General features: G+C 36.2%; 24 protein-coding genes. 10 read left to right on the top strand and 14 right to left on the bottom strand.

Going from position 1 to position 26056, the window contains the following annotated elements; translation table 11 throughout:
* Positions 1–5 precede the first annotated feature (5 nt).
* The 9 genes from hydF to ALGA_RS05965 form a co-directional block, all read right to left on the bottom strand.
* Complete coding sequence (gene hydF / locus ALGA_RS06005; RefSeq protein WP_096428467.1) at positions 6–1226, bottom strand: [FeFe] hydrogenase H-cluster maturation GTPase HydF; 1221 nt, start codon at positions 1224–1226, stop codon at positions 6–8.
* Positions 1227–1263: 37 nt separating this feature from the next.
* A complete protein-coding gene (locus ALGA_RS06000; RefSeq protein ID WP_096428466.1) occupies positions 1264–2709 on the bottom strand; it encodes a lyase family protein in 1446 nt (481 codons plus the stop codon).
* Between the two features lie 2 nt (positions 2710–2711).
* Positions 2712–3875, bottom strand: a complete 1164-nt coding sequence (locus ALGA_RS05995) for a sigma-54-dependent transcriptional regulator (RefSeq protein ID WP_096428465.1) — start codon at positions 3873–3875, stop codon at positions 2712–2714.
* 2 nt (positions 3876–3877) lie between these two features.
* Positions 3878–4846, bottom strand: a complete 969-nt coding sequence (locus tag ALGA_RS05990; RefSeq protein ID WP_096428464.1) for a Ppx/GppA phosphatase family protein — start codon at positions 4844–4846, stop codon at positions 3878–3880.
* Positions 4847–5096: 250 nt separating this feature from the next.
* Positions 5097–6437: an ABC transporter permease gene (locus ALGA_RS05985; protein WP_096428463.1), complete on the bottom strand. Its 1341-nt coding sequence runs from the start codon at positions 6435–6437 to the stop codon at positions 5097–5099.
* 18 nt (positions 6438–6455) lie between these two features.
* The gene (locus tag ALGA_RS05980; protein ID WP_096428462.1) at positions 6456–7379 is read right to left on the bottom strand and encodes an ABC transporter ATP-binding protein; all 924 of its coding nucleotides are present in this window, start codon (positions 7377–7379) and stop codon (positions 6456–6458) included.
* Between the two features lie 33 nt (positions 7380–7412).
* Positions 7413–7625 (bottom strand): hypothetical protein, encoded by a 213-nt coding sequence (locus ALGA_RS05975; protein ID WP_096428461.1) that lies wholly within the window; start codon positions 7623–7625, stop codon positions 7413–7415.
* 384 nt (positions 7626–8009) lie between these two features.
* Positions 8010–9161, bottom strand: a complete 1152-nt coding sequence (gene dnaJ / locus ALGA_RS05970; protein WP_096428460.1) for a molecular chaperone DnaJ — start codon at positions 9159–9161, stop codon at positions 8010–8012.
* A gap of 28 nt (positions 9162–9189) precedes the next feature.
* Complete coding sequence (locus ALGA_RS05965; RefSeq protein ID WP_096428459.1) at positions 9190–9804, bottom strand: nucleotide exchange factor GrpE; 615 nt, start codon at positions 9802–9804, stop codon at positions 9190–9192.
* A gap of 320 nt (positions 9805–10124) precedes the next feature.
* On the opposite strand from ALGA_RS05965, the gene ALGA_RS05960 reads away from it, so the two are divergent.
* Positions 10125–10568 carry a hypothetical protein gene (locus ALGA_RS05960; protein WP_096428458.1) on the top strand — a complete coding sequence of 148 codons (444 nt, stop codon included), beginning with the start codon at positions 10125–10127 and terminating at the stop codon, positions 10566–10568.
* A gap of 47 nt (positions 10569–10615) precedes the next feature.
* On the opposite strand, the gene ALGA_RS05955 is transcribed toward ALGA_RS05960, so the two are convergent.
* The 4 genes from ALGA_RS05955 to ALGA_RS05940 form a co-directional block, all read right to left on the bottom strand.
* Positions 10616–11164, bottom strand: coding sequence for a TlpA family protein disulfide reductase (locus tag ALGA_RS05955; RefSeq protein WP_096428457.1), 549 nt, complete (start codon positions 11162–11164; stop codon positions 10616–10618).
* A gap of 81 nt (positions 11165–11245) precedes the next feature.
* Positions 11246–12556: a UDP-N-acetylglucosamine 1-carboxyvinyltransferase gene (gene murA, locus ALGA_RS05950; protein ID WP_096428456.1), complete on the bottom strand. Its 1311-nt coding sequence runs from the start codon at positions 12554–12556 to the stop codon at positions 11246–11248.
* Between the two features lie 117 nt (positions 12557–12673).
* A complete protein-coding gene (locus ALGA_RS05945) occupies positions 12674–13318 on the bottom strand; it encodes a DUF4290 domain-containing protein (RefSeq protein WP_096428455.1) in 645 nt (214 codons plus the stop codon).
* Positions 13319–13585: 267 nt separating this feature from the next.
* A complete protein-coding gene (locus ALGA_RS05940; protein ID WP_096433454.1) occupies positions 13586–15904 on the bottom strand; it encodes an ATP-dependent helicase in 2319 nt (772 codons plus the stop codon).
* A gap of 288 nt (positions 15905–16192) precedes the next feature.
* On the opposite strand from ALGA_RS05940, the gene ALGA_RS05935 reads away from it, so the two are divergent.
* The gene (locus ALGA_RS05935) at positions 16193–17554 is read left to right on the top strand and encodes a gliding motility-associated C-terminal domain-containing protein (RefSeq protein ID WP_096428454.1); all 1362 of its coding nucleotides are present in this window, start codon (positions 16193–16195) and stop codon (positions 17552–17554) included.
* 62 nt (positions 17555–17616) lie between these two features.
* Here the strand turns inward: ALGA_RS05935 and ALGA_RS05930 are convergent, their stop codons facing one another.
* A complete protein-coding gene (locus ALGA_RS05930) occupies positions 17617–19773 on the bottom strand; it encodes an elongation factor G (protein ID WP_096428453.1) in 2157 nt (718 codons plus the stop codon).
* A 402-nt stretch (positions 19774–20175) separates the two neighbouring features.
* Between ALGA_RS05930 and rpsL the strand changes: the two genes are divergently transcribed.
* From rpsL to rplB, 8 genes are all read left to right on the top strand, one after another.
* Positions 20176–20556: a 30S ribosomal protein S12 gene (rpsL, locus tag ALGA_RS05925; protein WP_096428452.1), complete on the top strand. Its 381-nt coding sequence runs from the start codon at positions 20176–20178 to the stop codon at positions 20554–20556.
* Between the two features lie 129 nt (positions 20557–20685).
* A complete protein-coding gene (gene rpsG / locus ALGA_RS05920; protein ID WP_096428451.1) occupies positions 20686–21162 on the top strand; it encodes a 30S ribosomal protein S7 in 477 nt (158 codons plus the stop codon).
* A 25-nt stretch (positions 21163–21187) separates the two neighbouring features.
* Positions 21188–23302 (top strand): elongation factor G, encoded by a 2115-nt coding sequence (gene fusA / locus ALGA_RS05915; RefSeq protein WP_096428450.1) that lies wholly within the window; start codon positions 21188–21190, stop codon positions 23300–23302.
* Positions 23303–23327: 25 nt separating this feature from the next.
* On the top strand, positions 23328–23633 hold the full coding sequence (gene rpsJ / locus ALGA_RS05910; protein ID WP_096428449.1) for a 30S ribosomal protein S10: 306 nt from the start codon (positions 23328–23330) through the stop codon (positions 23631–23633).
* A gap of 35 nt (positions 23634–23668) precedes the next feature.
* Positions 23669–24286, top strand: coding sequence for a 50S ribosomal protein L3 (gene rplC, locus ALGA_RS05905; protein WP_096428448.1), 618 nt, complete (start codon positions 23669–23671; stop codon positions 24284–24286).
* The gene (gene rplD, locus ALGA_RS05900) at positions 24286–24918 is read left to right on the top strand and encodes a 50S ribosomal protein L4 (RefSeq protein ID WP_096428447.1); all 633 of its coding nucleotides are present in this window, start codon (positions 24286–24288) and stop codon (positions 24916–24918) included. Before rplC ends, rplD begins: the two co-directional genes overlap by 1 nt.
* 9 nt (positions 24919–24927) lie before the next feature.
* Positions 24928–25218 (top strand): 50S ribosomal protein L23, encoded by a 291-nt coding sequence (gene rplW / locus ALGA_RS05895; RefSeq protein ID WP_096428446.1) that lies wholly within the window; start codon positions 24928–24930, stop codon positions 25216–25218.
* Positions 25219–25225: 7 nt separating this feature from the next.
* Entirely contained in the window at positions 25226–26050 is an 825-nt protein-coding gene (gene rplB, locus ALGA_RS05890) for a 50S ribosomal protein L2 (RefSeq protein WP_096428445.1), read from the top strand.
* Positions 26051–26056: the final 6 nt, after the last annotated feature.

Raw genomic sequence — 26056 nt, 5'->3', positions numbered from 1 at the left:
TACTGCTAAAGATAGTCTGTATTTGATTCCCTTGTTTTGGCAAAAGGAGCAACTGCACGATTGTAAATTCCCTGAACGTAAGCAATTGCCATTCCGTAATTTGTCACGGGTATTCCTGCATCAATGGCAGGTTGAAGTCGGTTACCCAACTGTTTTGGTGTAATCATGCATCCGCCACATTGAATCAAAAGAGCGTAATCTGATATTTCTCCCGGAATTTCATCAAGTCCGGCAGTTACAACAAACTCTAGTTTCTTGCCAGTGAAGTTCGAAATCCAGCGAGGGATTTTTACCCTGCCAATATCATCACAAGAGCTGTGATGAGTGCAACTTTCTAACAATAAAACCTTATCACCATCAACCAGTTCCGATATTTTTGGTGTTCCTTTTAAATAGGCATTAAAGTTTCCTTTAAAGTGTGCCAGCATGATACTGAAACTTGTTAAAGCAATATCCGATGGAATCGAAGCTCCCGCTTTTAAAAATACCTGACTATCGGTAACGACCAGTTTTGGTTTAATTCCTGTTTTTCGTAAAAAAGCATCAACTTCCCGCTCTTTTAAAACAATGCATACTGCATCATTATCCAGTATGTCTCTTATTGCCTGAACCTGTGGCAGAATTAATCTTCCTTCAGGAGCTTCAATATCAATGGGCGTAATTAAAAGAACAATATCACCGTAGGATATCAAATCGCCCAAGAGGGAAGGAGTGGTATATGCGGATTCAGGAATCGTTGTTTTTATACTTTTTACAATGGGTTCTATGTTGGCTCTGGAATTGGAAAAATGAAGAATGTCTTTCGTGCCATTCTGTTTCAACAAATTAGTTGTTTGCTGATTTAATAGTTCAAGATCTTCTTTGTTGTGTACCGCTATGAATGGAACATCTTGTTTATTGAACTTCTCGATAAGACCCAATTCAAAATCGCCAAAGGTATTTTGAGCGATAACCAGAATAGCGAGATCTATAATTTTTATGGTTTGATTGGTTTTTGTAATTCGTTTCTCACCCAACTCACCTGTATCATCAATTCCTGCGGTATCAATCAAAATAACAGGGCCGAATCCTGTGATTTCGAAAGATTTTTTAACAGGATCGGTAGTTGTTCCGGCAACATCCGAAACAATGGCAATATCTTGTCCTGCAAGAAAATTAATTAAAGTACTTTTCCCGTTGTTTCTTCTTCCAAAAATTCCAATATGAGGACGTCTTTCTCTTCCCATGTTTTTCAGTTAACAGTTATCAATGAGGAGTAATCAGTTATTTGTTCAAAATTTCCCCAATTCGAAATCCCATTTTCAGTAATTCTTCTGGTTGAATTAGTTTGCTCAGTAATTCTTCCGTAACTAAATTTAGTTTGGCATTGGCTTCACGTATAGAGAATTGATTCATTTTCATTTCTTTGGCAAGCTTGGCTGCCTGATGATATCCAATATATGGCGATAATGCAGTTGCTACAGAAGGATTTTTTAAAATACCTTCCTCAATTGGCTTGGATATTATTTCCAATTTGTGAAATAAATTTTCAGCAAGACTATTGTTGGCCGCAATTAGTAATTTAATGCTGTCGAGCAAAGCATGGCCAATAGAAGGTAAATAAGCATTTAGTTCCAAACATCCTTGTCCGCAAAGGCTGCTAATCATCACATCATTGGCGTAAACCTTATGAGCAACACTAATTACAAACTCAGGAATTACCGGATTTATTTTTCCAGGCATTATAGAACTACCGACCTGTTTTTGTGGTAAATGCACTTCGCGGTTCACAAATAAATCAGATCCTAGTAAACGAAGATCAGCAACCATTTTTTCCAAATTTACAGCGTGTGCTTTTAAAGTTGCGTGAACCTCAACAAAAGAATCCTGATTTGCAGTTGCATCAGATAGGTTTTCTGATCGGGTTATGGGTAGTCCTGTTAATTTTTGAAGGTTTGGAACGACTTCCATGATAAAAAATCGAGGAATTGATAATCCCGTTCCGATTGCACCACCACCTAAATTAACTTCTTTAATTCGTTCGAAACACTTTGATACTCTCCACCAATCTCTCGAAAGAGCATTGTTGTAGGTACTGAATAATTTATCGTAAGAGGAAGGAACAGCCGCTTGCATTTGAGTATAGCCTTGTCGCAATACATTTCGGTATTTGCTTTCAGTCTTTTCCACCTCCATGCGAAGACTGTTGATCGACTCTTCCAGTTCTTGTAACAGACGGATAGCCGCGACCTTTAAGGACGTTGGAATAACATCGTTGGTAGACTGAAATACATTTGCATGCTCGAAAGGATCAATATCTTGATATGAACCGGCAGGTTTCCCAAGTTTTTGAAGTGTGCGATTGGAAATTATCTCGTTTACATTCATGTTGATGCTTGTGCCGGCACCACCTTGAATTGCCGGTACAATAAAATGTTCGAAATGTTTTCCTTCATTAATTTCAATAGAGACCTTTTCCAATTCTTCAATTAAATTGGATTCGATCAATTTAAAAGGAAATTTTTCATTCGGAAATTTGTCTTGAATCGCCTTTAGAAAACTGGAATAAGTTTGGTAACAGGCCTGCTTTACGATACCAATTGCCATAAACCACTCTTTATGAAAGGCAGTTTGGTCTGGAAAATTTTCTTTAGCCCGAAGAGAATGAATTCCCCAAAGAGCATCCTTTGGAATTTCCCTTTGTCCTATAAAATCAGATTCGGTTCTCATAATCAGCTTGAAGATTTGGTATAGGATTTTACATCCTGTACCGAAATACTTTCTTGGCCCAGAATGATCAATCGTTCAATAATATTTCTGAATTCACGTATATTTCCAGTATAATTGATTTTTTGCAATTCGCTTATTGCTTCTTCATCAATACTTTTTTGTGGTACTCCCATTTCTCCGCAAATCGTTTCAATAAAATGATTTGCTAACATAGGAATATCTTCTGTTCTCTCGTTTAATGTAGGAACAGAAATTAAGATTACACTTAATCGATGATATAAATCTTCACGGAAATTATTGTTTTCAATTTCTTCTGCCAGATTTTTATTGGTAGCCGCAATAACTCTAACGTTTACCTTTATTTCTTTGTCTCCTCCAACACGGGTAATTGTATTTTCCTGCAAGGCTCGTAAAACTTTTGCCTGTGCAGATAAACTCATGTCTCCAATTTCATCCAAAAAAAGAGTTCCTCCATCAGCAAGTTCAAATTTTCCTTTACGCTGCTTTATTGCCGAGGTAAAAGATCCTTTTTCATGACCGAAAAGTTCACTTTCTATTAATTCCGAAGGAATGGCAGCACAGTTAACTTCAATAAACGGACATTTAGAACGGTTACTTTGCTCGTGAATGCGATGAGCAACCAGTTCTTTCCCAGTTCCGTTAGGACCTGTAATTAGAACTCTTGCATCAGTAGGAGCAACTTTGTCAATCATTTGATTAACCGATTCCAATACACCCGAAGAGCCAATCATTTCATATTTCTTACTAACCTTTCGTTTCAGAACTTTGGTTTCTGTGATTAGCTTCGATTTATCCATGGCATTTCGGATCGTAATCAAAATACGATTCAAATCCAGAGGTTTCTCAAGAAAATCAAAGGCTCCTTTTTTTATGGCATCAACGGCAGTGTCAATATTTCCATGTCCCGAAATCATGATAACAGGAGTATCTAATTGAAGTTCTTGGGTTTTTTCAAGAACTTCGATTCCATCCATTTGTGGCATTTTTATGTCGCACAAAATAACATCAAACTCATCTGTTTTCGCTAATTCTATGCCTTCAAGACCGTTCTCGGCAAGACTTACTTCATAATCTTCGTAACTCAATATTTCTTTAAGGGTATTACGAATACTTTTTTCGTCGTCGATGATTAGAATTTTGGACATGCTTACTTTTTTGTTTCAACAGATAGATTTTTATCTGTTGGATGGGTACTTTTTTCAATAAATTCAAAAAGAGCTCCCTCTTTAAGAGAAAAAGAAGATTGGAATAATTTACTAAATCCGGCTTCTTTAAACAGATAATTAATGAAAATACTGGCAATAACTATTAATTCAACACGAACAGGATCCATTCCTGGCATTTGTTTCCTTTCTTCAAGACTTGAAGCCAAAAATACCTGATGTAATTTGAAAAAATCTTTTAGTTTAATTTCAAAATGGCTTGTTGGAAAACCATTTATTCCTGGAGTGTTAGCTACCAATACTTGTTTGAATGTGTCGAATGAACCCGAGGATCCAATTAATGTTTTAACAGAGTGAATGTCTAAAGCTTCAAATAAATCGGACATTTCTTCTTTTAGAAACAGTTCAATATCCTTCACCATATTTTTATTAATAGGATCAGTAGGATTGAATTTCTCCAATAAACGAGTCATTCCCAAAGGATAACTGTTTTTCCAAAATACCTTTTCGTTATTTGCTATGATTATCTCGTTACTACCGCCACCAATATCAAGTATTGCAACAACTTCATGATTTAATTCAATGGCCTTTTTTGTTCCGGTAAAAATCAAATCGGCTTCTCTGTCTCCCGAAATAATTTCAATATCGATATGGTATTTTTCTTCTATCATTTCCACAAAAGCGGCCCCATTCTCTGCTGATCTTATAGCCGAAGTTGCGAATGCAATTGTTTTAGATACCTCAAATTGATTTGATATTTCTGTTATCGTATCAAAGGCATTTTGCGCTCTTATGATGGCTTCATCGGTGATGATGTTGTTGTTGATTCCGCCTTGCCCTATTTTTGTTGCATATTTTGAACGGTTCAGAATTTTTGGGATTCCTGTTTCATCCCACTCGGCAACAAGCAAATTAAATGTATTCGTTCCTAAATCTATTACAGAAATTCGCATGAATTACTATTTGAGTTGAGTTAATTGTCTGATTGATTTGTGTTTCTTGAAAAAGCTATTTAACTTTAACAAGTGTCAATGCAAAACCGAAGATACTAAAAACTTTGTTCTCGATTTATAATTTTTGACCAGGATATTCCGATGATAGTATTTTTTAACTTTTAAAGTTCTCTTAAAAATTATTTCAGATCGTAATTTGTGAAAAATGCCTCATAAAATGAGGCATTTACAATGTTTATGCTGTTTATTTTTAATTGTGATAACGCAACCACTTCCAAATTTCTTTGTAAGAAACTTTTTTACCATACATCAAAATTCCGGTTCGGTATATTTTGGCAGCGATCCAGGTAATTAGTAAGAATGTACCAATTAGTATAGTCATTGATAACAATAATTCCCAAATTGGAACTCCAAAAGGAATTCTTACCAACATTACAATTGGCGAGGTAAAAGGAATCATTGATCCCCAAAAAGCCAAGCTGCTTTCTGGATTTCGGGCGACTGCAAAACCAATGTACAAAGCCAACACCAGAGGTATGGTTATTGGTATCATAAATTGCTGTGTTTCTGTTTCATTATCAACAGCACTGCCAACAGCGGCAAAAAGAGCTGCGTATAATAAATAGCCACCAAGGAAAAAGAAGACAAAAGCACCAAGAATTCCTGCAATATATCCGAGATCAAAAGTACCTAGTATTTCTTGAGCCATCTTAAATTGATTGGCATCTAAAGAAGTTGAGCCTTGAGGTAATTCGGAAAGAGTTTTAGCTTGTTGTAAAGAATCCATATCAATGCCGGGAAGTACTAGTGCAGAACCCACCGTGATGATTACGCCTGATAGGATTATCCACATAATAAACTGTGTTAATCCAACCATAGCAACACCAACTATTTTTCCCATCATTAATTGAAATGGTTTCACCGATGAGATGATAACTTCTACAATGCGATTAGTCTTTTCTTCGATTACACCACGCATTACTTGAACTCCATACAAGAAAATGAACATGTAAATTATAAAGCTGGCTACAAAACCAATTCCCATTGCAATCTCTGTGGAACTTTGTTTCACCTCTCCATCTTCACCAAATTTGATGGTTTTCATGGAAATTGGAGTTTCTGTTGCGGCAAGCTTCTCTTCCAAATCGGGCATTCCGGCTTGAGCGATTATTTTAGATCGTTTTATTTTCTCAATATGATTTCTAATTTGCGAGCCAGCCTCCGATTTCACTTCTATTGTTACCTGTTTGTCCGAGAATAATTCGGCCATTTTACTATCCAGAATATTCTCAGGAATTACAAGAATGGCATAGTAATCCATTTCTTCCATTTGTGATTTCGCATCTTCAAAACTGGTGTCGTTTAAGTATTTGAAAGTCGTGAAATCCGCGCTTTTAACAGGCTCTACCAATTGCGACTCATTAATAACAGCAATGGTTCTTTTCTCGGTATCGTCTTTAAGCATCATCCAAATCATGAATGCATAAATACCAGCGATTAAAACAGGAGTTAAAAAAGTTAATATTAGGAATGATCTTTTTTTAACTCGAGAGAGATATTCTCTTTTTATAATGATGAAAATTTTGTTCATTTTAAATGGTGTTTCGGGTTAAATCTTTTTGTTTTCATTCACAACTCGAATGAATATATCATTCATGCTTGGAATGATTTCACTATAGGAAATTATATTTAAATAGGGAAGTAGTTGCTCCAATAATTCATTGGATGTAGCACCATTATTCAATCTTATTTTAAGAGTATTGTATTCAAGACTTTTGTTTTTCTCAATAATCTCAAAATCTGAGTTAAGAATTTTTTCCAGCTTGTCGAATTCGCCGGTATAGGTTACCTGATAGGTATTCGTTCTGTATTTTTTCTTTATTTGATCAACCGGCCCGTCAAGAATTTTTTCTGATTTGTTGATCAAAGCAATGTGATCGCAAATCTCTTCAACCGATCCCATATTGTGAGTTGAGAAAATAATCGTTGCTCCTTTGTCTCTAAGTTCAAGGATTTCCTTTTTTAACAGGTTTGCATTGATAGGATCAAAACCACTAAATGGTTCATCGAAAATCAGCAATTCCGGTTCGTGCAGAACGGTAACAATAAATTGTATTTTTTGCTGCATTCCTTTCGAAAGCTCTTCTACTTTGTTATCCCACCATTGAAGAATGTCAAACTTATCGAACCAAACTTTTAATTTTTTAGTCGCTTCCTTTTGTCCCATCCCTTTCAGCTGAGCCAGGTAAACAGCCTGTTCTCCAATCTTCATTTTTTTATACAAACCTCTTTCTTCTGGAAGATATCCAATGCGGGCAGTATCGTTTGGAATTAATGGTTTTCCATCAAAGAAAATTTCACCAGAATCAGGACCAGTTATTTGGTTTATTATTCTGATTAGGGTGGTTTTACCTGCCCCATTTGGGCCAAGGAGACCAAATATACTTCCTTTGGGAACAGAGATACTCACTTTATTTAAAGCTTTGTGTCCTGCGTATTGTTTAACTATGTCTTTTGCTTCGAAAAATGCCATGTATAATTTTGTTTGGTGACACTAAAATTTCAACTAAAAACTAAAGTAATCAATTTTAAGAATCTCAACATAAAAAATCGATGTAAAGTAGATTGAACCTGTTTTTAATTTGGTTTCGTACGATGTAAATTTATAATCGATTTCTTTAAACAGAGCACATGAATATTTCGATGAATCAGAATCATTTGTATTTAACTCATAGGTTTCCTTCTGTGGATAGGAAATTCCCTGTTTATTAAGGATCATCCTCGCTTTTTAAGGGATACGTGCCTCTTTAATACAGCAGCTTGCCTATGGCGAAGGGAATATCCCCTGGCCGAGTGGGAATCATGCTTCTGATTCGGAGAAACTTGCCTGTTTGGACCGGAAACTTGCTGTTATTTCGGGTAAATTTCCTGCATGGGTAAGGAAGTTTGCCTTACAGGATAGAAAGAATGCTTTAACATGTTGAATGCTTGCTTTGGCAAGAGGGGCATCGCACTCTCAAAACAGGATGCCCGCAACTTGAAGTGGGTAATTTGCTGTTTTGTTCAGGAATTTGGTCTCCTGATTGGCTGTTTAGACAGATGCAAAAAGAGATCACCCGGTATGGATGATCTCTTTCTGTATAGATTCTATAATCTTGTCTTCTTAGTCGAAGAAGTTCTTCACTTTTTTGAAGAAGCTTTTTTCCTGAGCTGTAGGATTAGGTGTAAAGCTTTCAGATGTCTGTAATTTCTCTAAGATTTTCTTTTCATCTTTCGATACATTGTTTGGCACCCAAATATTAATTTTCACCAGTAAATCTCCTCTGCCATATCCGTTAATATCAGGTAAACCTTTTCCTCTTAAACGAAGAATTTTTCCAGATTGAGTTCCTGCATCAATTTTCACTTTTACCTTATTTTGGATGGTAGGAATTTCAACAGCAGTACCTAAAATTGAATCAGGAATGCTAACGAATAAATTGTATAAAAGATCATTTTCATCACGAATTAATTCCGGATGTTCTTCCTCATGAACAAGAATCAATAAATCACCATTTACTCCACCGCGACGGGCAGCATTACCTCTTCCGCTAACCGACAGTTGCATTCCTTCGGCTACTCCGGCAGGTATATTAATGGTAATTACCTCTTCGTCCTGAACAGTTCCTTCTCCCGAACAACTGGTACATTTATTTGTGATAATTTTCCCTTCGCCACCGCAGGAAGGACAGGTGGAAGCTGTTTGCATCTGACCCAGAATCGTATTCTGAATACGGGTTATCTGACCAGAACCATGACAAGTTGAGCAAGAGGAGAAAGATGATCCGTCTTTTGCTCCTGATCCATTACAGGATTTACACTCAATATGCTTTTTTACCTTTATTTTCTTTTCAACGCCTTCCGAAATTTCTTGCAATGTTAGCTTAACCTTAACTCTAAGGTTGCTGCCGCGATTTACTCTTCTCGAGCTACGTCCGCCGCCACCGCCAAAACCGCCGCCAAAACCACCACCACCAAAGATGTCACCAAAATGAGAAAAGATATCCTCCATGTTCATTCCGCCACCACTGTAACCACCTCCTGCAGAGCCGCTCATTCCAGCATGACCATATTGATCGAATCGCTGACGTTTTTCTGGGTTACTCAATACTTCGTATGCCTCTGCTGCTTCTTTAAAGTTCTCTTCAGCTTGCTTGTCATCCGGATTTTTATCAGGGTGATACTGTATTGCTTTTTTACGGTATGCTTTTTTTATTTCGGTCTCCGAGGCTGACTTGGCAACTCCCAACACTTCATAATAATCTCTTTTCGACATCTTTTTTTCAGCTTAGATTTTGAATTCTTTATTCTCCAACAACAACTTTGGCAAAACGAATTACCTTGTCGTGAAGGAAATAACCTTTCTCAACACAGTCAACAACTTTACCTTTCATCTTCTTGGTTGGAGCAGGTATTTTTGTTATCGCTTCGTGGATGTCAGTATCAAAAGCTTGATTCACAGCTTCAATTTCTTTCACTCCATTTTGAGTAATAAATTCTTTGAAATTGCCATAAATCAAATGGACACCTTCTTTAATTGCGTCAACATCTTTTGTTGCATCAATTGATTGTAAAGCGCGTTCGAAGTTATCCATCACAGGAAGAACGTTAATGAGAATTTTTTCTCCAGCTGATTTTGTCAACTCCATTTTTTCCTTTAGAGTTCTTTTGCGATAGTTGTCAAATTCAGCTGACAAACGTACATACTTGTCATTCATTTCCTGAAGTTTGATTCCTAATTCTTCCAATTCATCAACCTCTTTTTCCTCTGGAGATTTCTGGTTTTGTTCACTGTCGGCAGTTTCGTTAGCCTCTGGTTCTTCCTTTTTACAAGTTTCTTCTACTGTTTGGTTTTCAGTAGTTTCAATATCTTTTTCTTCCAATTTTTCTTTTTTTGATTTGTTCTTATCTTTTGTCATTTTTCAATGATTTTTTAGCGTTCGCTTTTTATAACAGGGTACTAATTTACAAATAGTCTGCCAATGTACTGTCTCCCGACAAATTGGCACAAAGATAGAAGTTGTAATGGTAAGTTTTTCAGTTTTATCTTTTTTTGGAAAATGAGGATGCCCTATTAATGATGTATTTATTTATAGACAAGCCTTTGTCGTAAGCTTCGATTGCTATACCTTGAAATGTGGCATGATTCAAATAAATTGTTGGATATTCTTCTGTAAATCTTATATTTAGTTTTAATCTTGTTGAACAAGTATGCTATTATAACCTAAAATTTACGGGGATGAAAATTGCAATTGATAATGATGATTTTTCCATTCGAGTATACTCTAATGTAGCGTATCTTAAAGTTGTTGGAATGCAAAATGAGGAGGCGGCTAATTTTTTCTCTGATGCGATTGATCAAATGTTAGAAGAGTATTCGTACAAAGATTTGGCGTCTATCTGCGATCTGAGCGATTTAATTATATCGTCACCTGCAATTGCTCGAATAATAAATAATGCAATTCGAAAACTCACCTATCAATTAAAGTTTAAATATAATGCGGTTATCGTTAACCCCAAGTTTGGGCAAATTGTAAAAGCGTATCTCTTTGCTTTTTATTTAAGGGATACAAATTTAAGTACACATGTATTTAGTCGGGATGATAAAGCTATTGAATGGATTGAAAGTAAAGGCTTCTGTGTAGAAGAGATTAAGCAGTTTTTAAAGAATTATCAGGATTGAGAAAACCACTCCCAATCAGGAGTGGTTTAAATACATATTTCGAACAATTACTTTTTTTCGTAGTGCTGAAGAATTAATTCTAATTTCTCACCTCTAAGGTTTTTAGCTAAAATAATTCCATTGCCATCAATTAAGAAATTGGATGGGATAGAACTGATGCCAAATTTATTCGAAGTTGGAGATTTCCATCCCTTTAATTCACTTACGTGATAATCCCAATTGAGTTTATCTTTAGCAATTGCTGCTTTCCAGTTTGCTTGTTTGGTGTCGAGTGAAAAACTATAAATGGTAAACCCTTTTCCATTTTTAAAATTTACGTTTTTAAATTTATTGTAGGCATTTACTATTCTTGGGTTTTCTGCACGACAAGGAGGACACCACGAAGCCCAAAAATCAACTAAAACCAATTTGCCTTCCAATGAGCTTAACTTAATATCGTTTCCTGCAATCGACTTTGCCTTAATATCTGGCAGTCTGTCTCCTATTTCATAACCTTCTTTCACGTCTTTTCCATCAGCAGGATTTGAAGCTCCTGCAAAAAAGGATAATGAAAAAAGAAAAGAGAATAATATCAAGCTTAATTTTATATTTTTCATATTACAAAAATTTAACTATTACTAAGAATTTCTATTTGTCTAAAGTAATTAGATATCCTTACTTAAAATGTTAATAAATAGTTAATTACTGATTCTTTTGATGTTAGCGCCAATTGCATTCAAGCGAAGGTCAATGTTTTCGTACCCTCGGTCGATTTGATCTATGTTGTGAATTATACTTTTCCCATCCGCAGAAAGTGCTGCTATTAAAAGTGCAACACCGGCTCTAATATCCGGAGAAACCATTGTGGTTGGCCGTAAACCCTGCTCTTGATTTAAACCAATAACTGTAGCTCTATGTGGATCACAAAGAATAATTTGAGCTCCCATATCAATTAGTTTATCCGTAAAGAACAAACGACTTTCAAACATTTTTTGATGGATAAGCACACTTCCTTTAGCTTGAGTTGCTAATACAAGAAAAACACTGAGTAAATCAGGAGTTAGTCCTGGCCAGGGAGCATCTGCAACGGTTAGAATAGATCCGTCGATGAAGGTTTCAATTTGATAATTTTCTTGCTTTGGAATATAAATATCATCACCTCTTAATTCCATTTTTACACCCATACGTTTAAATGCATCGGGAATCATACCCAATTCATGGTAGGCGACATCTTTTATGGTAATTTCTGATTTAGTCATTACTGCAAGCCCAATAAAACTTCCTATTTCAATCATGTCTGGAAGAACTCGGTGCTCACATCCCGATAGGGATTTAACTCCTTCAATCGATAATAGATTAGAGCCAATACCACTTATTTTTGCACCCATCGATATCAACATCCTACACAATTGTTGTATGTAAGGTTCGCAGGCTGCATTGTAGAGTGTTGTTGTTCCTTTGGCCATAACTGCGGCCATAATAATGTTCGCAGTTCCTGTAACCGATGCTTCATCAAGTAACATATAGCATCCTTTTAGCTCACTGGCCTCAACACGGTAAAAATTTTCACCAGGATTAAAATTGAACTTTGCGCCCAGTTTTTGAAATCCTAAAAAGTGAGTATCCAAACGTCTTCTTCCAATTTTATCTCCTCCCGGGCGAGGAATATATCCTTTGCCAAATCGAGCTAGCAAGGGGCCGATAATCATTATTGAACCTCTTAACGATGATCCTTTACTTGCGAATTCAGGGGAATTTAGATAGTCAAGATTAATGTTTTTTGCTTCGAAAGAATAAGTGTTTTTTGATTCTTGGCAAACGCTGACTCCAAGCTCAGACAGTAATTCAATTAATTTATTAACATCAAGTATGTTCGGGATATTATGAATTGTTACCTTTTCTTCAGTTAAAAGAGTGGCACATAAAATCTGAAGGGCTTCATTTTTTGCCCCTTGTGGAGTTAATTCTCCCTTTAACGATTTGCCCCCAATAATTTCGAAAGTGCTCATTAGCTAATTATTTTTGGTGTGTATCAGATTTTAAAGATAATTATAAAAAGCGTTCGAGAAAGTGAAATTTGGATTGGTTTTGACACAAAAAAAACCGGTTTGGAACCGGTTTTTGTTTTATATTCTTGGTTTATTGAACTTTCGATGATCGTTTTTGTTGTCGTTGCGATTATCAGTTCTGGGATTTTTTTTCTTTTTAATTTTCTGAACGTATTCCCTTTCTTTCACCTCGGCTAATTTTAAATTCTCCGGAATTTCAAGTTTACCTTTCGATAATGCAGTTATATCTTTAAATATTTTTTCGTCAGGCACACTATCTTTATTCCAAGTAAGGAATGACTTTTTCATGTGATTGGCAATCATTAAAATGAGTGCATCTTTTTCCTTCGGATCTTCAATTTCAATGGCTTTTCCAATTAAAGCTTCTACTGTGCGACCATAATGACGATACTTAATTCTTTCATTATGGTAGGGTAATTTATCAGGCTTTTCAGCTAGCTTTTCCCTGGTAGGAGCTTCGTAAGGTGAGTCTATGTCTAATTGAAAATCAGACATAATAGTAATATGATCCCAAAGTTTGTGTCTGAAATCACTTACATCCCTAAGGTGAGGATACATATTCCCCATAATTGCAATAATACTTTTTACTACACGGTTTCTTTCGTCCTTATCCTCAACAGTTAGGGCGAAATCTACCATTTTGTGAACATTTCGTCCATATTCAGGAAGAATAAGATGTTTCCTGCTTGAATTATAATCCATTTATTTTATTGTTGTTTTTATCTGGTAATAACAATTTTTTATGCGATAGGCAATTTAGCGAACTTGTAAGAATGTAACGCAATAGCACTAAAAAATTGAAGATAGTTATTAATATAATTGGGTGATCTAAGATTTCATCGGTTTTACTAAACGAAGTAGAAAAGAAGCTTTTATGAATTGTTTTAATGATTCAAACAGTTACAGAAAATCTTAGAACTAATCACAAATGTAACAGATTTCTTCTTTCAATACAAATAGTTATGGTATTTATCCTACAATTTTAAGTTTTGCGAATTTTAATAATAGTTGTTTTTGTCCAACATTTTGAAAAAACACAGTTGCTTTAATATTTGGTTTGTTGCCTTCCATTTGCAAAACCTTACCTTTCCCGAAGCGTTGGTGTTCCACAATCATACCCGATTGTATAAGTTCTGGGTTCGTAGGAATAAAATTAGGATCGTTATCCTGATTATTACTATTTCGGTTACGAGTAATCGGTTGATTTAGTTTTGGTTTGGAGGAAAAACTTTGTTTTGTTTCAAATTTTTTCGGTTGGTTAACTACTTCAGAGTCGCTCCTGCTTAGTTGGTTAGCATCTCTGAAACCTGAAAAATCTGGTTCTGTATCAAATTGTAGGTCAACAAATTTTTCGTCTATTTCACTAATGAATCGACTTGGACGAGGATAACTCACGTTTCCCCATTTATATCTCGATTTTGCGAATGATAAGGTAACCTTAGTTTCTGCTCTGGTTAAGGCAACATAGAATAATCTTCGCTCTTCTTCTAAATCCTGTGGTGTAGTCGTTGCCATTTGGGAAGGGAACAGATCTTCCTCTAATCCTACAATATGTAAGTGCGGAAATTCCAGTCCTTTTGCCGAATGAATTGTCATTAAGGTAATTTTATTTCGATCTTCATCTTTATCCTTGTCCTGATCGGTTAAAAGAGCTACGTCTTCTAAGTAATTTGCCAACTGTAATTCTTTGCCTTCCTCTAATGAGTTTTGGGTAAATTCCTGAATACCATTTAAAAGCTCCTGAATATTTTCATGTCTGGATACCCCTTCCGGTGATCTGTCGTTATAAAGTTCTTGTACAATACCTGCTGTTTTTGCCACATGGTTTGCCAGATCTATAGCTGAATCGATGTCTTGTCTTTTTTGAAAGTCAGTAATTAAAGTCGCAAATCTCATCAATTTTGAAATTGTTCCGGAATTGATTCCGTAGGGTCTTTGATTTAGTCCGCAAATCACATCCCACATGCTGCATTCATTCTGTGTGGCAGCATCCTGAAGTTTTGTTATCGTTGTGGCACCAATTCCTCTTTTGGGGTAATTAATTACTCTTTTTATTGCTTCTTCATCATTTGGGTTTACCGTAAGGCGAAAATAGGAAAGGAGGTCTTTAATCTCTTTTCTCTGATAAAAGGATAAACCACCATATATTTTGTAAGGTAGGTTTAGTTTACGCAGCGACTCCTCAAAAATTCTCGATTGAGCATTGGTTCGATAAAGAATTGCGAAATCTTGATATTGAAGATGCTCACGCATTCTTTCCTCGAAAATTGCATTGGCAACAATATATCCTTCTTCGTGATCGGTGATAGCTTTTACAACTTTTATTTTTGCACCTTCTTCGTTTTCAGAAAAAGATTCTTTCTTTATTTGTTCGCGATTTTTGAGAATTACACTATTGGCTGCATTAACAATGTTTTGTGTTGACCTATAGTTTTGCTCTAATTTATATAGTTTGTAATTTGGATAGTCGTTTTTGAAATTAAGGATGTTTTCAATTTTAGCACCGCGGAAAGAATAAATACTCTGAGCATCATCACCAACAACACAAACATTTTTATGATTTTCGGCAAGTTTTTTTACAATTAAATATTGAGAGTAGTTTGTATCCTGGTACTCATCAACCAATAGGTACCTAAATTTATCCTGATATTTCGATAGAATTTCCGGCTTGGTTTTAAAAAGGATATTGGTTTGCAATAACAAATCATCAAAATCCATAGCGTTGGCTTGTCGGCACCTCTGACTGTATTTTTTATAAATTTCAAATATAAGTGGGCGTCGGTTGCTTGCATCAATCTTTTGAATATTGGAATTTTGAGCATAAGCATTAGCCGTGACCAAATTGTTTTTTGCTGATGAAATTCGATTCAATACTTCGTTTGCCTTATAAACTTTGTCGTCAAGTTGCATCTCTCTGATGATGGCGCGAAGTAAATTTCTTGAATCCTGAGTATCGTAAATTGTGAAATTTGAATCAAAACCCAAATGTTCAGACTCGTATCGTAATATTTTCGAAAATATGGAGTGAAAAGTCCCCATCCATAACGATTGAGATTGTTGTTGATCAACCAGCTTACCAATCCTCTCTTTCATTTCTCGAGCTGCTTTATTGGTAAAGGTTAAAGCTAAAATGGAGTAGGCTGGAATATTTTGATTTAGAAGATGAGCAATTCTATAAGTTAAAACTCGTGTTTTACCCGATCCGGCACCGGCAATAACCAGTGAGGCTCCATTTATATTCTCAACGGCTTCTCGCTGTACCTGATTTAATTCGTTTAAATATTCCATTCTATGCTTTCCAATTATTTTGAACCCCAAAATTAGTATTTGAACTGAAATTCTCATCAGTTTTTTGAATATTACTCCAGAATTAAATTAGTTTGTAGTGTTCACGAGGGGTATATTTAGTATTGTTTGAACGCTCTGTTTGTCTAATTAGTATAGCTTGTCGAAGATTCTTTTAAGCTTGTAATATGTATTTAGCAAATAAAGATAATCGTTTAATAGTAGAAAAAACGACTTAATTTTTTTAATATTGTAAATCAAGTTATATCATAAAATTATTCACCCAACAATATGAAAATTAAGTCCGGCTTACTAAATTCGATGGCATTTTATCGCTTTTCACTTCTTGTGATATTTGTAGTTTTGTCAAACCCAATTTTCTCTCAGATTACCGCTGCAAGCGCCAGCCATAAATCATTAACTCAATATTCAAGCTCGCCTCAAGATTCTGTCTATGTCTTTTGTGATATTATAGGGTCTGATGTTGGGGTATTAAAAGCTACACCGAATGATGGAACATCTGGATGGGTTTTCACTTGGACAAAATGGGATGCTTTAACTTCTGATTTTACAAATCCCGTAACATCAGTTGATACTCCCACAGAATCAATATTGACTAGTTTACCTGATGGATTATATAAGGTTGAAGCGACTAATGGTGTTGATTCTTTTAATGATCAGGCTTGGGTTTTGAACAATTCCAATACTAATCCAAGTTTAACTCTTAGTTTGATGGATTGTGTTGGGTTACATTTTCTAACATCATTTTTGCCAGCTGATTTAAGGTATAATGATATTCGATCTGGAAATACAAGTGATATGATAAGTGTTTTAGATGAAACAACGGATCGGGTTGTGAAATTTTCTATGGCAAGAAATTCTGAAGTGATTTTAAGTGCGACACAAAACTTAGGAGTGTTGCCTACTGTACAAATAGACAAACGTTTTATTGATCAGGAAGCCTTTCAGGGTGAATTAACTTATGTGGTAACTGTATTAGATCAATATAATTGTGAGTTTGTATCAGATCCTATTTCATCATCAACATATGTTGCGAAAGCTGAATTTTCTGTTGATCCAATGATTGGTGAAGCTCCTTTGGAGGTAGCTTTTAATAACGAATCTGTGAATGCTGATGATTTTGAATGGTTTATATATCAAGATTTTGATAGAATTGAAATTGGAGCAACTACTGTTGAGGACAGTCTCTTGGTTGATGGGATAATTACTGACGAGGATCCTCTTGCTTATACATATTTACATCCAGGCAATTACTTCGTGAAGTTGATAGCTTCTTCTGATAAGGGCCCTGAGACATGTTCTGATGAGTTTTATTTAAAGACCGAGGGAAAGCCAATTGTAGTGGATACCTCATTGGTGCAGGTTCCTAATGTTTTTACTCCAAATGGAGATGGTCGAAATGATGTGTTTAGAGTGAAATCTCAGTCGCTTAAAAGTTTTAGTGCAACGATTATTAATCGATGGGGAAGAGTTGTTTATTCCTGGAAAAATCCGGACGAAGGCTGGAATGGAAAAGTTAATGGAAAATGGGCTACTCCGGGAACCTATTTTTATGTGATTACTGCAACAGGTAGAGAGGAGCCAAAAAAGAAATATACCAAGAAAGGATCCTTTATGCTGATCAGAAAATAAACCTACAGTATTTTAAATGAAAAATATAAAAAAAAAGGCCTCACATTGAGGCCTTTTTTTTGTTATACTTCAGCAGTTTCTTCTTGGTAAGCTGCTAAAAGTTCCGATTGAACTTCGTTCGGAACTTTTTCGTAGGTGTCAAACTTCATCGTAAATTGAGCACGGCCTCTGGTTAATGAACTCAATGTAGTTGAGTATTTATTCATTTCCTTTAAAGGTACTTTTGCAAGTATTTTTTGGAATCCTTTTTCTACTTCCATGCCCATAATCATTGCTCGGCGAGTTTGCAAATCACTCATTACATCACCCATTCGATCTTCCGGAACCAATATTTCTATATTATACATTGGCTCAAGAATTTTTGGACCCGCATTCTTAAAGGCTGCGCTAAATGCATGTCTGCCCGCAAGCCTAAAGGAAATTTCATTTGAATCTACAGCGTGCATCTTTCCATCGTAAACAACCACTCGAATATCTCTGGCGTATGAGCCTGTAAGTGGCCCTTCATCCATTTTTTCCATGATGCCTTTTTGAATAGCAGGAAGGAAGCGTGTATCTATAGCGCCACCAACAATACAATTACAGAAAACTAATTTTCCGCCCCAACTGAGTTCGGTAACATCAGTCCCCCTAAGGTTTACCTTCATATCTTTACCTTCCAGTTTATACATTACCGGATCAGGCATTCCTTCTGTGTACGGCTCAATAATCATGTGAACTTCTCCAAATTGACCAGAACCTCCAGATTGCTTTTTGTGACGATAGTCACCCTGAGCAAGTTTGGTAATGGTTTCGCGATATGGGATTTTTGGAGTTAAAAAATCAATTTCAATATGGTCGTTATGACTCAATCTCCATTTAAGAGTATTCATATGAAATTCACCTTGTCCGTGTAGTATAATTTGTTTTAGCTCTTTCGAATATTCAATTAGTATTGTAGGATCCTCTTCGTGCATTCTATGTAATAATTCACCAAGTTTTTCATCATCAGAATCATCATGAGCTTTTACAGCTGTTCTATATTTTGGTGCCGGAAATTTTATATCCTTGTATACAAAATCACAATCCTTACAATTTAAAGTGTGATTGTTTTTTGTGTTTTTTAATTTTACAGTTGCTCCAATATCACCGGCAACAAGTTCACTAACTCTTTCTCTGTTTCGACCTGCAATAACATACAATTGAGATACTCTCTCTTTTATACTATTATTGATATTGGTTAAATCATCACCTTCTTTTATTTTGCCTGATATAACTTTAAAATAGCTTACCTCTCCAATATGTGGTTCTATTGATGTTTTAAATACGAAAACAGAAGTTGGTGCGTTAGGATCACATTTTGCTTCTCTGCCACTTATTGTTGGTATCGCTGGCATTTCTGTTACATTGGGAACGATATTTCCAATAAATTCCATTAATCGACGCACGCCCATATCTTTCTTCGCTGAAACACAGAAAACAGGAAAGAAATCACATGCGATCATTCCTTTTTTCATTCCCTCCCTCATTTCATCTTCTGTTAAGGTCCCCTTGTCGAAATACAATTCCATTAGGGCTTCATCATTTTCGGCTGCCGATTCCACAAGTTCGTTGTGGAATTCATTTGCTTTATCAATTTCAGAATCTGGTATGTCAAGTATTTCAGGTTCTCCTCCATCTGCTCCCCATTGATACATTTTCATTTTAAGAACATCAACCACTGCGTTAAAATTTACGCCAACGTTTACGGGATATTGTACAATTGAAACTTTACTTCCAAAATTAGTCTTGGCTGATTCAATGCATTGCTCAAAATTTGCCTTGTCGTGATCTAATTGATTAACTACAAAAATCAAAGGCTTATTTAATTCTGCTGCTCTTCGTCCTATAATTTCGGTACCCACCTCTATGCCATTTTGTGCATTAATTAGCATCAAGCCTGTGTCAACAACGTTAAGAGCCGAAATTACTCCTCCCGAAAAATCATCTGCCCCGGGAGTATCTATAAAATTAATTTTCTTTCCTAGCCATTCAGTGTAAAGAACCGTTGAGAAAACTGAGTTCTTATATTCGTGTTCTACAGGGTTGTAATCAGAAACGGTGTTATTATCTTCCACGTTTCCGCGTCTTGTAATAACACCGCCTTCAAATAGCATTGCTTCAGCAAGGGTAGTTTTACCCGAGCCGGCATTGCCAATGAGGGCGATGTTTTTAATTTCATTTGATTGATACACTTTCATAATGGTATTTTTTTGGGTTTTAAAAAATATATTAACTAATTGTGAAGTTGAAACACTCTATTTGGGTTGTATGGTTTTCTAAATTAATTAACTTTTTAGTTAGATGCAATATACATTAAGTATTAGCTGGGGATAAAAATTCACATAGACGAAATTTGATTGTGTTTTTACAATTGGCTCTTGTTTTTGCTGAGAGACGTGACTCTTATTGAAATAAACACGAATAGCTTATTTTTTTGATAGCGAATAACTTGTCTTTTTAAAAGGCTTTCTCTACCTTTGTGCGCTGGTTTTAAGGCGTTTTTATGAAATCAAGCATGCAAATGGCTGTTTTTAAAAAATAAATTATACCTTTGCAAACCAATTTGTTAAAAATATTTAATTAAAAAAGTAATTGTTAATATGCCTACAATTCAACAGTTAGTTAGAAAAGGAAGAACCAAGCTTATCGATAAAAGCAAGGCTCCGGCATTGGATTCTTGTCCACAAAGGAGAGGGGTTTGTGTTCGTGTGTATACAACTACACCTAAGAAGCCTAACTCGGCTATGCGTAAAGTAGCTCGTGTTAGATTAACTAACGGAAAAGAAGTGAATGCTTACATTCCAGGAGAAGGACACAACTTGCAGGAGCACTCGATCGTTTTGATCAGAGGTGGTCGTGTAAAAGACCTTCCAGGTGTAAGATATCACCTTGTCCGTGGTGCACTAGATGCTTCAGGAGTAGAAGGTCGTATGCAACGTCGTTCTAAGTATGGTACTAAGAGACCAAAAGCTAAAAAGTAATTAATTCTAGTTTTTAAAACTGTGAGTTAATGTTTATGTGTTGTTCTCTATTAAGTTGAGTAAATGATCGTGAGATTTTTGAAGACTGAACCGGGCAGCTACAACGGATAACTCGTAAACTAAGAGAAAATGAGAAAGTCAAGACCAAAAAAGAGGGTTTTATTACCAGATCCTAAGTTCAATGATATTCTGGTAACAAGATTCGTAAATGACTTAATGGTTGATGGAAAGAAAAATCTTTCTTTTAAAGTATTCTATGATGCTTTAGATATCGTTAAGGAAAAGACAGAGAAAATTGAGAAATCTCCACTTGAGATTTGGAAAAAATCTTTGGAAAACATCACTCCAGCTGTTGAGGTTAAGAGCCGACGCGTAGGTGGAGCAACCTTCCAGGTTCCTACAGAAATTCGTGCAGAAAGAAAAGTATCAATCGGTATTAAAAGTATGATACTTTATGCACGTAAAAGATCTGGTAAATCTATGGCTGAAAAATTGTCTGCGGAAATTCTTGGTGGCTACAATGAAGAAGGTGGAGCTTACAAGAAGAAAGAAGACACACATAGAATGGCTGAAGCTAACCGTGCTTTTGCTCACTTTAGATTTTAATAATTGTTAAGCGATTCTTAAAGAAATGGCAAAAAGAGATTTAAAATACACCAGAAATATTGGTATCATGGCGCACATCGACGCCGGTAAAACAACTACAACAGAACGTATTTTGTATTATACCGGAGTTTCTCACAAAATTGGTGAGGTGCATGATGGTGCGGCTACTATGGACTGGATGGAGCAAGAGCAAGAGCGAGGTATTACAATTACTTCTGCTGCAACTACCTGTTTCTGGGATTACGATAGCCAAAAATATCAAGTAAATATTATTGATACTCCAGGTCACGTTGACTTTACTGTTGAAGTAGAGCGTTCATTGCGTGTGTTGGACGGTGCTGTTGCATGTTTCTGTGCAGTTGGTGGTGTTGAGGCACAATCAGAAACAGTTTGGAGACAAGCTAATAAATATAAAGTACCACGTATGGGCTTTGTGAATAAGATGGACCGTTCTGGTGCTGACTTTTTCAAAGCTGTTCGTGAAGTAAGAGAAAAATTAGGAGCTAATCCAATTCCTGTTCAAATTCCTATCGGATCAGAAGAGAGCTTTAAAGGTGTGGTTGATTTAATCTCAATGAAAGCTGTTATTTGGTATGATGATGAGAATGGAACTAACTATATACTTGAGGAAATTCCTGATTATTTAGTTGCAGAAGCTAATGAGTGGAGAGAAACACTTGTTGAGGCTGTTGCAATACATGATGAGGACATGATGGAGCGTTTCTTTGAGGATTCAGATTCAATTACTGAAGAGGAACTTATTGCGGTTATTCGTAAGGCTACTATTGCTATGGATATTGTCCCAATGCTATGTGGATCAGCATTTAAAAATAAAGGTGTTCAGCGTTTGTTGGATGCAATTATTACTTATATGCCATCTCCTCTGGATGTAGAAGCTATTGTTGGTAAGGTTCCTGGAACAGACGAAGTGATTTCAAGACAACCTTCTGTTGATGAGCCGTTAGCTGCTTTAGCATTTAAAATTGCTACAGATCCATTTGTAGGTCGTTTGGCATTTACACGTTTGTATTCTGGTTCTATTGATGCAGGTTCTTACGTATACAATGTTAGAACAGGTAATAAAGAACGTATTTCACGTTTGTATCAAATGCACTCAAACAAGCAAAACGCTATTGACCGTGTTGAAGCTGGTGATATTTGTGCATGTGTTGGTTTTAAAGATATCCGTACTGGTGATACATTGTGTCATAAGGAATCACAAATCGAACTTGAGTCGATGGATTTCCCAGAGCCGGTAATTGGTATTGCAATTGAGCCTTTAACACAGAAAGATTTGGATAGAATGGGGATGGCTTTGGCTAAATTAGCTGAAGAAGATCCAACATTCCATGTTAAGACTGACGAGGAATCAGGACAAACAGTTATTAGTGGTATGGGTGAACTTCACTTGGATATCATTGTTGATCGTTTGAAGCGTGAATTCAAGGTAGAGTGTAATCAAGGTGCACCTCAGGTTGCTTATAAGGAAGCTATTAAAGGATCTGTTAGTCACCGTCAGGTGTTCAAAAAACAGTCTGGTGGTCGCGGTAAATTTGCTGATATCGTTTTCGAATTATCTCCTGTAGATGCAGATTTCGAAGGTGAAGGATTACAGTTTGTTGACAAGATTAAAGGTGGTAATATTCCTAAGGAATTTGTTCCTTCTGTGCAGAAAGGTTTCAAAGAAGCAATGAAAAATGGTGTTTTGGCAGGTTATTCTGTTGATACATTAAAAGTTGTATTGCTTGACGGATCTTTCCATCCGGTTGATTCTGATCAGCTTTCTTTCGAGTTGGCTGCTAAGCAGGGTTACCGTGAAGCTTGTGCAAAAGCGAATCCAATACTTCTTGAGCCTATCATGAAAATTGAAGTTATTACTCCTGAGGAATACATGGGAGATATTATTGGTGACTTGAATAAGCGTAGAGGTCAGATTGAAGGAATGGAATCTAAGCATGGAGCACGTGTTGTTAATGCTACAGTACCATTGTCAGAACAATTTGGATACGTTACTGTTTTAAGAACCTTATCTTCTGGTCGAGCAAATTCTTCTATGGAATTTGATCACTTTGCTGAAGTGCCAAAAGGTATTGCAAAGGAAGTGGTTGAGAAGGCCAAAGGTAAAGTAGAATTATTATAGTTTATATCGTATAATATTAAATAATATGAGCCAAAAGATTAGAATTAAACTGAAATCTTACGATCACAACTTGGTTGATAACTCAGCTGAGAAAATCGTAAAGACAGTTAAGGCTACAGGAGCAGTAGTAAGTGGTCCTATTCCACTTCCTACTCACAAAAGAATTTTTACCGTTCTTCGTTCAACTTTCGTGAACAAGAAATCAAGAGAGCAGTTTCAACTTTCTTCTTTCAAACGTCTAATTGATATTTACAGTTCTACTGCAAGTACAATTGATGCTCTGATGAAACTAGAGTTGCCTAGTGGAGTAGAAGTAGAGATTAAAGTTTGATAAACTGTTAGATTTATTTTAAAAAATAAAGAAAAATGCCAGGATTAATTGGAAAAAAAATCGGAATGACTTCCGTTTACAGTGCCGAGGGAAAACATATTCCATGCACTGTTATTGAGGCAGGTCCATGTGTTGTAACCCAGGTCAAAACTATTGAGACTGATGGTTACGAAGCACTTCAGTTGGCTTTCGAAGAAAAGAAAGAAAAGCGAACAACGAAGGCGCTAGATGGGCACTTTAAGAAAGCAAATACGACCCCTAAGAGAAAGCTTGTTGAATTCAGCGATTTCGAAGCTGAGTACAAATTAGGTGATGTAATTACTATTGATCTTATCAAAGAGTCTACTTTTGTAGATATTACAGGTATATCAAAGGGTAAAGGATTTCAAGGGGTAGTGAAACGCCACGGTTTTGCCGGCGTTGGAGGACAAACACACGGTCAACATAACCGTTTGCGTGCTCCAGGTTCTATTGGTGCGGCATCGTATCCTGCTCGAGTATTTAAGGGCATGAGAATGGCCGGACGTATGGGTGGAGACACAGTGAAGGTTCAAAACCTTCAGGTTCTTAAGGTGATTCCTGAGAACAATTTGTTATTAGTTAAAGGATCTCTTCCAGGGTCTAAGGGTTCATACGTAATTATCGAAAAATAATGGAATTAACTATATTAAGTACATCTGGAGAAGATACAGGCAGAAAAATTGAGTTAAATAACTTAGTTTTTGGAATTGAACCAAACGAACACGCAATCTACTTAGACGTTAAGCAGTATTTAGCTAACCAACGTCAGGGAACTCACAAATCGAAAGAAAGAGCTGAGATCTCAGGTAGTACTAGAAAGATTAAGAAACAAAAAGGTACGGGTACAGCTCGTGCTGGTAGTATCAAATCTGGAGTGTTTAGAGGCGGAGGACGTATTTTTGGTCCACGTCCAAGAAATTACAGTTTCAAATTGAATAAGAAATTGAAGCAACTAGCTCGTCGTTCAGCTTTAACATTAAAAGCTCAGAATAACTCATTGTTAGTAGTGGAAGATTTCAATTTTGAAGCTGTAAAGACAAAAAGTTTTGTTGAACTTCAAAATAACTTGAAAGTATCTGATAAAAAAGTGCTTTTAGTGTTAGCTGAAGACAATAAAAACATATATTTGTCTTCTCGTAATTTGAAGAATGTTGAAGTTGTACGTGTTTCTGATCTTGCAACTTATGACATCATGAAAGCTTCAACTTTGTTATTTGTAGAGAGCTCAGTAAAGGGGCTCGATGAAATGTTTAAACTAAATTAAGTTTAAAAGATGGAAATTTTAATCAAGCCGATCGTTACTGAAAAAATGACAGCCCAAGGCGAAAAATTAAATCGCTTTGGATTTGTTGTGGATCGTAGAGCAAAGAAGATCGAAATTAAAAAGGCAATTGAGTCAATGTACAACGTTAAAGTAGCGGCTGTCAATACCATGAATTATCAGGGTAAGCAAAAGAGTCGGTTTACAAAAGCGGGTGCAATTGAAGGAAGAACTGCTTCTTTTAAGAAAGCGATCGTGACTTTAGTTGAGGGTGAAAAAATAGATTTTTATAGCAATATTTAATTAGAAAATGGCTGTACGTAAATTAAGACCTGTAACACCTGGTCAAAGGCATAAGATTCAGAATACCTTTGAGCAGGTTACTACAGATAAACCTGAAAAATCATTGTTAAGACCAATGAAAAAGACCGGAGGTAGAAATAACTCTGGTAAGATGACAATGAGATATATAGGTGGTGGTCACAAAAGAAGATATCGAGTTATTGATTTCAAAAGAGACAAAGATGGCGTTCCAGCCAAAGTGGTTTCGATTGAGTACGATCCAAACCGTACTGCACGCATAGCTTTGCTAGTGTATGCTGACGGTGAGAAACGTTACATAGTCGCACCAAACGGACTGGAAGTTGGTCAATCTTTACTTTCTGGCGATAAAATTTCTCCTGAAATCGGAAATTCAATGCCATTATCTGATATCCCATTAGGTACTATAATTCATAATATTGAATTAAGACCCTCTCAAGGAGCAGTAATGGCTCGTAGCGCTGGTGCATATGCTCAACTCGTAGCACGAGCTGGCAAGTATGCATCCATCAAATTACCGTCTAGTGAAGTTAGAATGATTCTTGTGACCTGTAAGGCAACTATCGGAACTGTTTCAAATACCGACCATGGGTTGGAAAGAAGTGGTAAAGCTGGTCGTTCTCGTTGGTTGGGTAGAAGACCAAGAGTACGTGGTGTGGTAATGAATCCAGTAGATCACCCAATGGGTGGTGGTGAAGGTAAATCTTCAGGTGGACATCCACGCTCTAGAACAGGTGTTTTAGCGAAAGGTTTCAAAACCAGAGCTAAAAAGAATGTTTCTAATAAGTACATTGTTGAAAGAAGGAAAAAATAATTTGAT

The sequence above is a fragment of the Labilibaculum antarcticum genome (genome assembly GCF_002356295.1).
GTDB lineage: Bacteria > Bacteroidota > Bacteroidia > Bacteroidales > Marinifilaceae > Labilibaculum > Labilibaculum antarcticum.
This window is presented reverse-complemented; position numbering and strand designations above follow the sequence as displayed.

What these genes read in the sequence shown, in the direction of transcription:
- hydF (WP_096428467.1), bottom strand. Translation starts at nt 1,226, where the DNA reads ATGGGAAGAGAAAGACGTCCTCATATTGGAATTTTTGGAAGAAGAAAC.
- ALGA_RS06000 (WP_096428466.1), bottom strand. Translation starts at nt 2,709, where the DNA reads ATGAGAACCGAATCTGATTTTATAGGACAAAGGGAAATTCCAAAGGAT.
- ALGA_RS05995 (WP_096428465.1), bottom strand. Translation starts at nt 3,875, where the DNA reads ATGTCCAAAATTCTAATCATCGACGACGAAAAAAGTATTCGTAATACC.
- ALGA_RS05990 (WP_096428464.1), bottom strand. Translation starts at nt 4,846, where the DNA reads ATGCGAATTTCTGTAATAGATTTAGGAACGAATACATTTAATTTGCTT.
- ALGA_RS05985 (WP_096428463.1), bottom strand. Translation starts at nt 6,437, where the DNA reads ATGAACAAAATTTTCATCATTATAAAAAGAGAATATCTCTCTCGAGTT.
- ALGA_RS05980 (WP_096428462.1), bottom strand. Translation starts at nt 7,379, where the DNA reads ATGGCATTTTTCGAAGCAAAAGACATAGTTAAACAATACGCAGGACAC.
- ALGA_RS05975 (WP_096428461.1), bottom strand. Translation starts at nt 7,625, where the DNA reads ATGATCCTTAATAAACAGGGAATTTCCTATCCACAGAAGGAAACCTAT.
- dnaJ (WP_096428460.1), bottom strand. Translation starts at nt 9,161, where the DNA reads ATGTCGAAAAGAGATTATTATGAAGTGTTGGGAGTTGCCAAGTCAGCC.
- ALGA_RS05965 (WP_096428459.1), bottom strand. Translation starts at nt 9,804, where the DNA reads ATGACAAAAGATAAGAACAAATCAAAAAAAGAAAAATTGGAAGAAAAA.
- ALGA_RS05960 (WP_096428458.1), top strand. Translation starts at nt 10,125, where the DNA reads ATGAAAATTGCAATTGATAATGATGATTTTTCCATTCGAGTATACTCT.
- ALGA_RS05955 (WP_096428457.1), bottom strand. Translation starts at nt 11,164, where the DNA reads ATGAAAAATATAAAATTAAGCTTGATATTATTCTCTTTTCTTTTTTCA.
- murA (WP_096428456.1), bottom strand. Translation starts at nt 12,556, where the DNA reads ATGAGCACTTTCGAAATTATTGGGGGCAAATCGTTAAAGGGAGAATTA.
- ALGA_RS05945 (WP_096428455.1), bottom strand. Translation starts at nt 13,318, where the DNA reads ATGGATTATAATTCAAGCAGGAAACATCTTATTCTTCCTGAATATGGA.
- ALGA_RS05940 (WP_096433454.1), bottom strand. Translation starts at nt 15,904, where the DNA reads ATGGAATATTTAAACGAATTAAATCAGGTACAGCGAGAAGCCGTTGAG.
- ALGA_RS05935 (WP_096428454.1), top strand. Translation starts at nt 16,193, where the DNA reads ATGAAAATTAAGTCCGGCTTACTAAATTCGATGGCATTTTATCGCTTT.
- ALGA_RS05930 (WP_096428453.1), bottom strand. Translation starts at nt 19,773, where the DNA reads ATGAAAGTGTATCAATCAAATGAAATTAAAAACATCGCCCTCATTGGC.
- rpsL (WP_096428452.1), top strand. Translation starts at nt 20,176, where the DNA reads ATGCCTACAATTCAACAGTTAGTTAGAAAAGGAAGAACCAAGCTTATC.
- rpsG (WP_096428451.1), top strand. Translation starts at nt 20,686, where the DNA reads ATGAGAAAGTCAAGACCAAAAAAGAGGGTTTTATTACCAGATCCTAAG.
- fusA (WP_096428450.1), top strand. Translation starts at nt 21,188, where the DNA reads ATGGCAAAAAGAGATTTAAAATACACCAGAAATATTGGTATCATGGCG.
- rpsJ (WP_096428449.1), top strand. Translation starts at nt 23,328, where the DNA reads ATGAGCCAAAAGATTAGAATTAAACTGAAATCTTACGATCACAACTTG.
- rplC (WP_096428448.1), top strand. Translation starts at nt 23,669, where the DNA reads ATGCCAGGATTAATTGGAAAAAAAATCGGAATGACTTCCGTTTACAGT.
- rplD (WP_096428447.1), top strand. Translation starts at nt 24,286, where the DNA reads ATGGAATTAACTATATTAAGTACATCTGGAGAAGATACAGGCAGAAAA.
- rplW (WP_096428446.1), top strand. Translation starts at nt 24,928, where the DNA reads ATGGAAATTTTAATCAAGCCGATCGTTACTGAAAAAATGACAGCCCAA.
- rplB (WP_096428445.1), top strand. Translation starts at nt 25,226, where the DNA reads ATGGCTGTACGTAAATTAAGACCTGTAACACCTGGTCAAAGGCATAAG.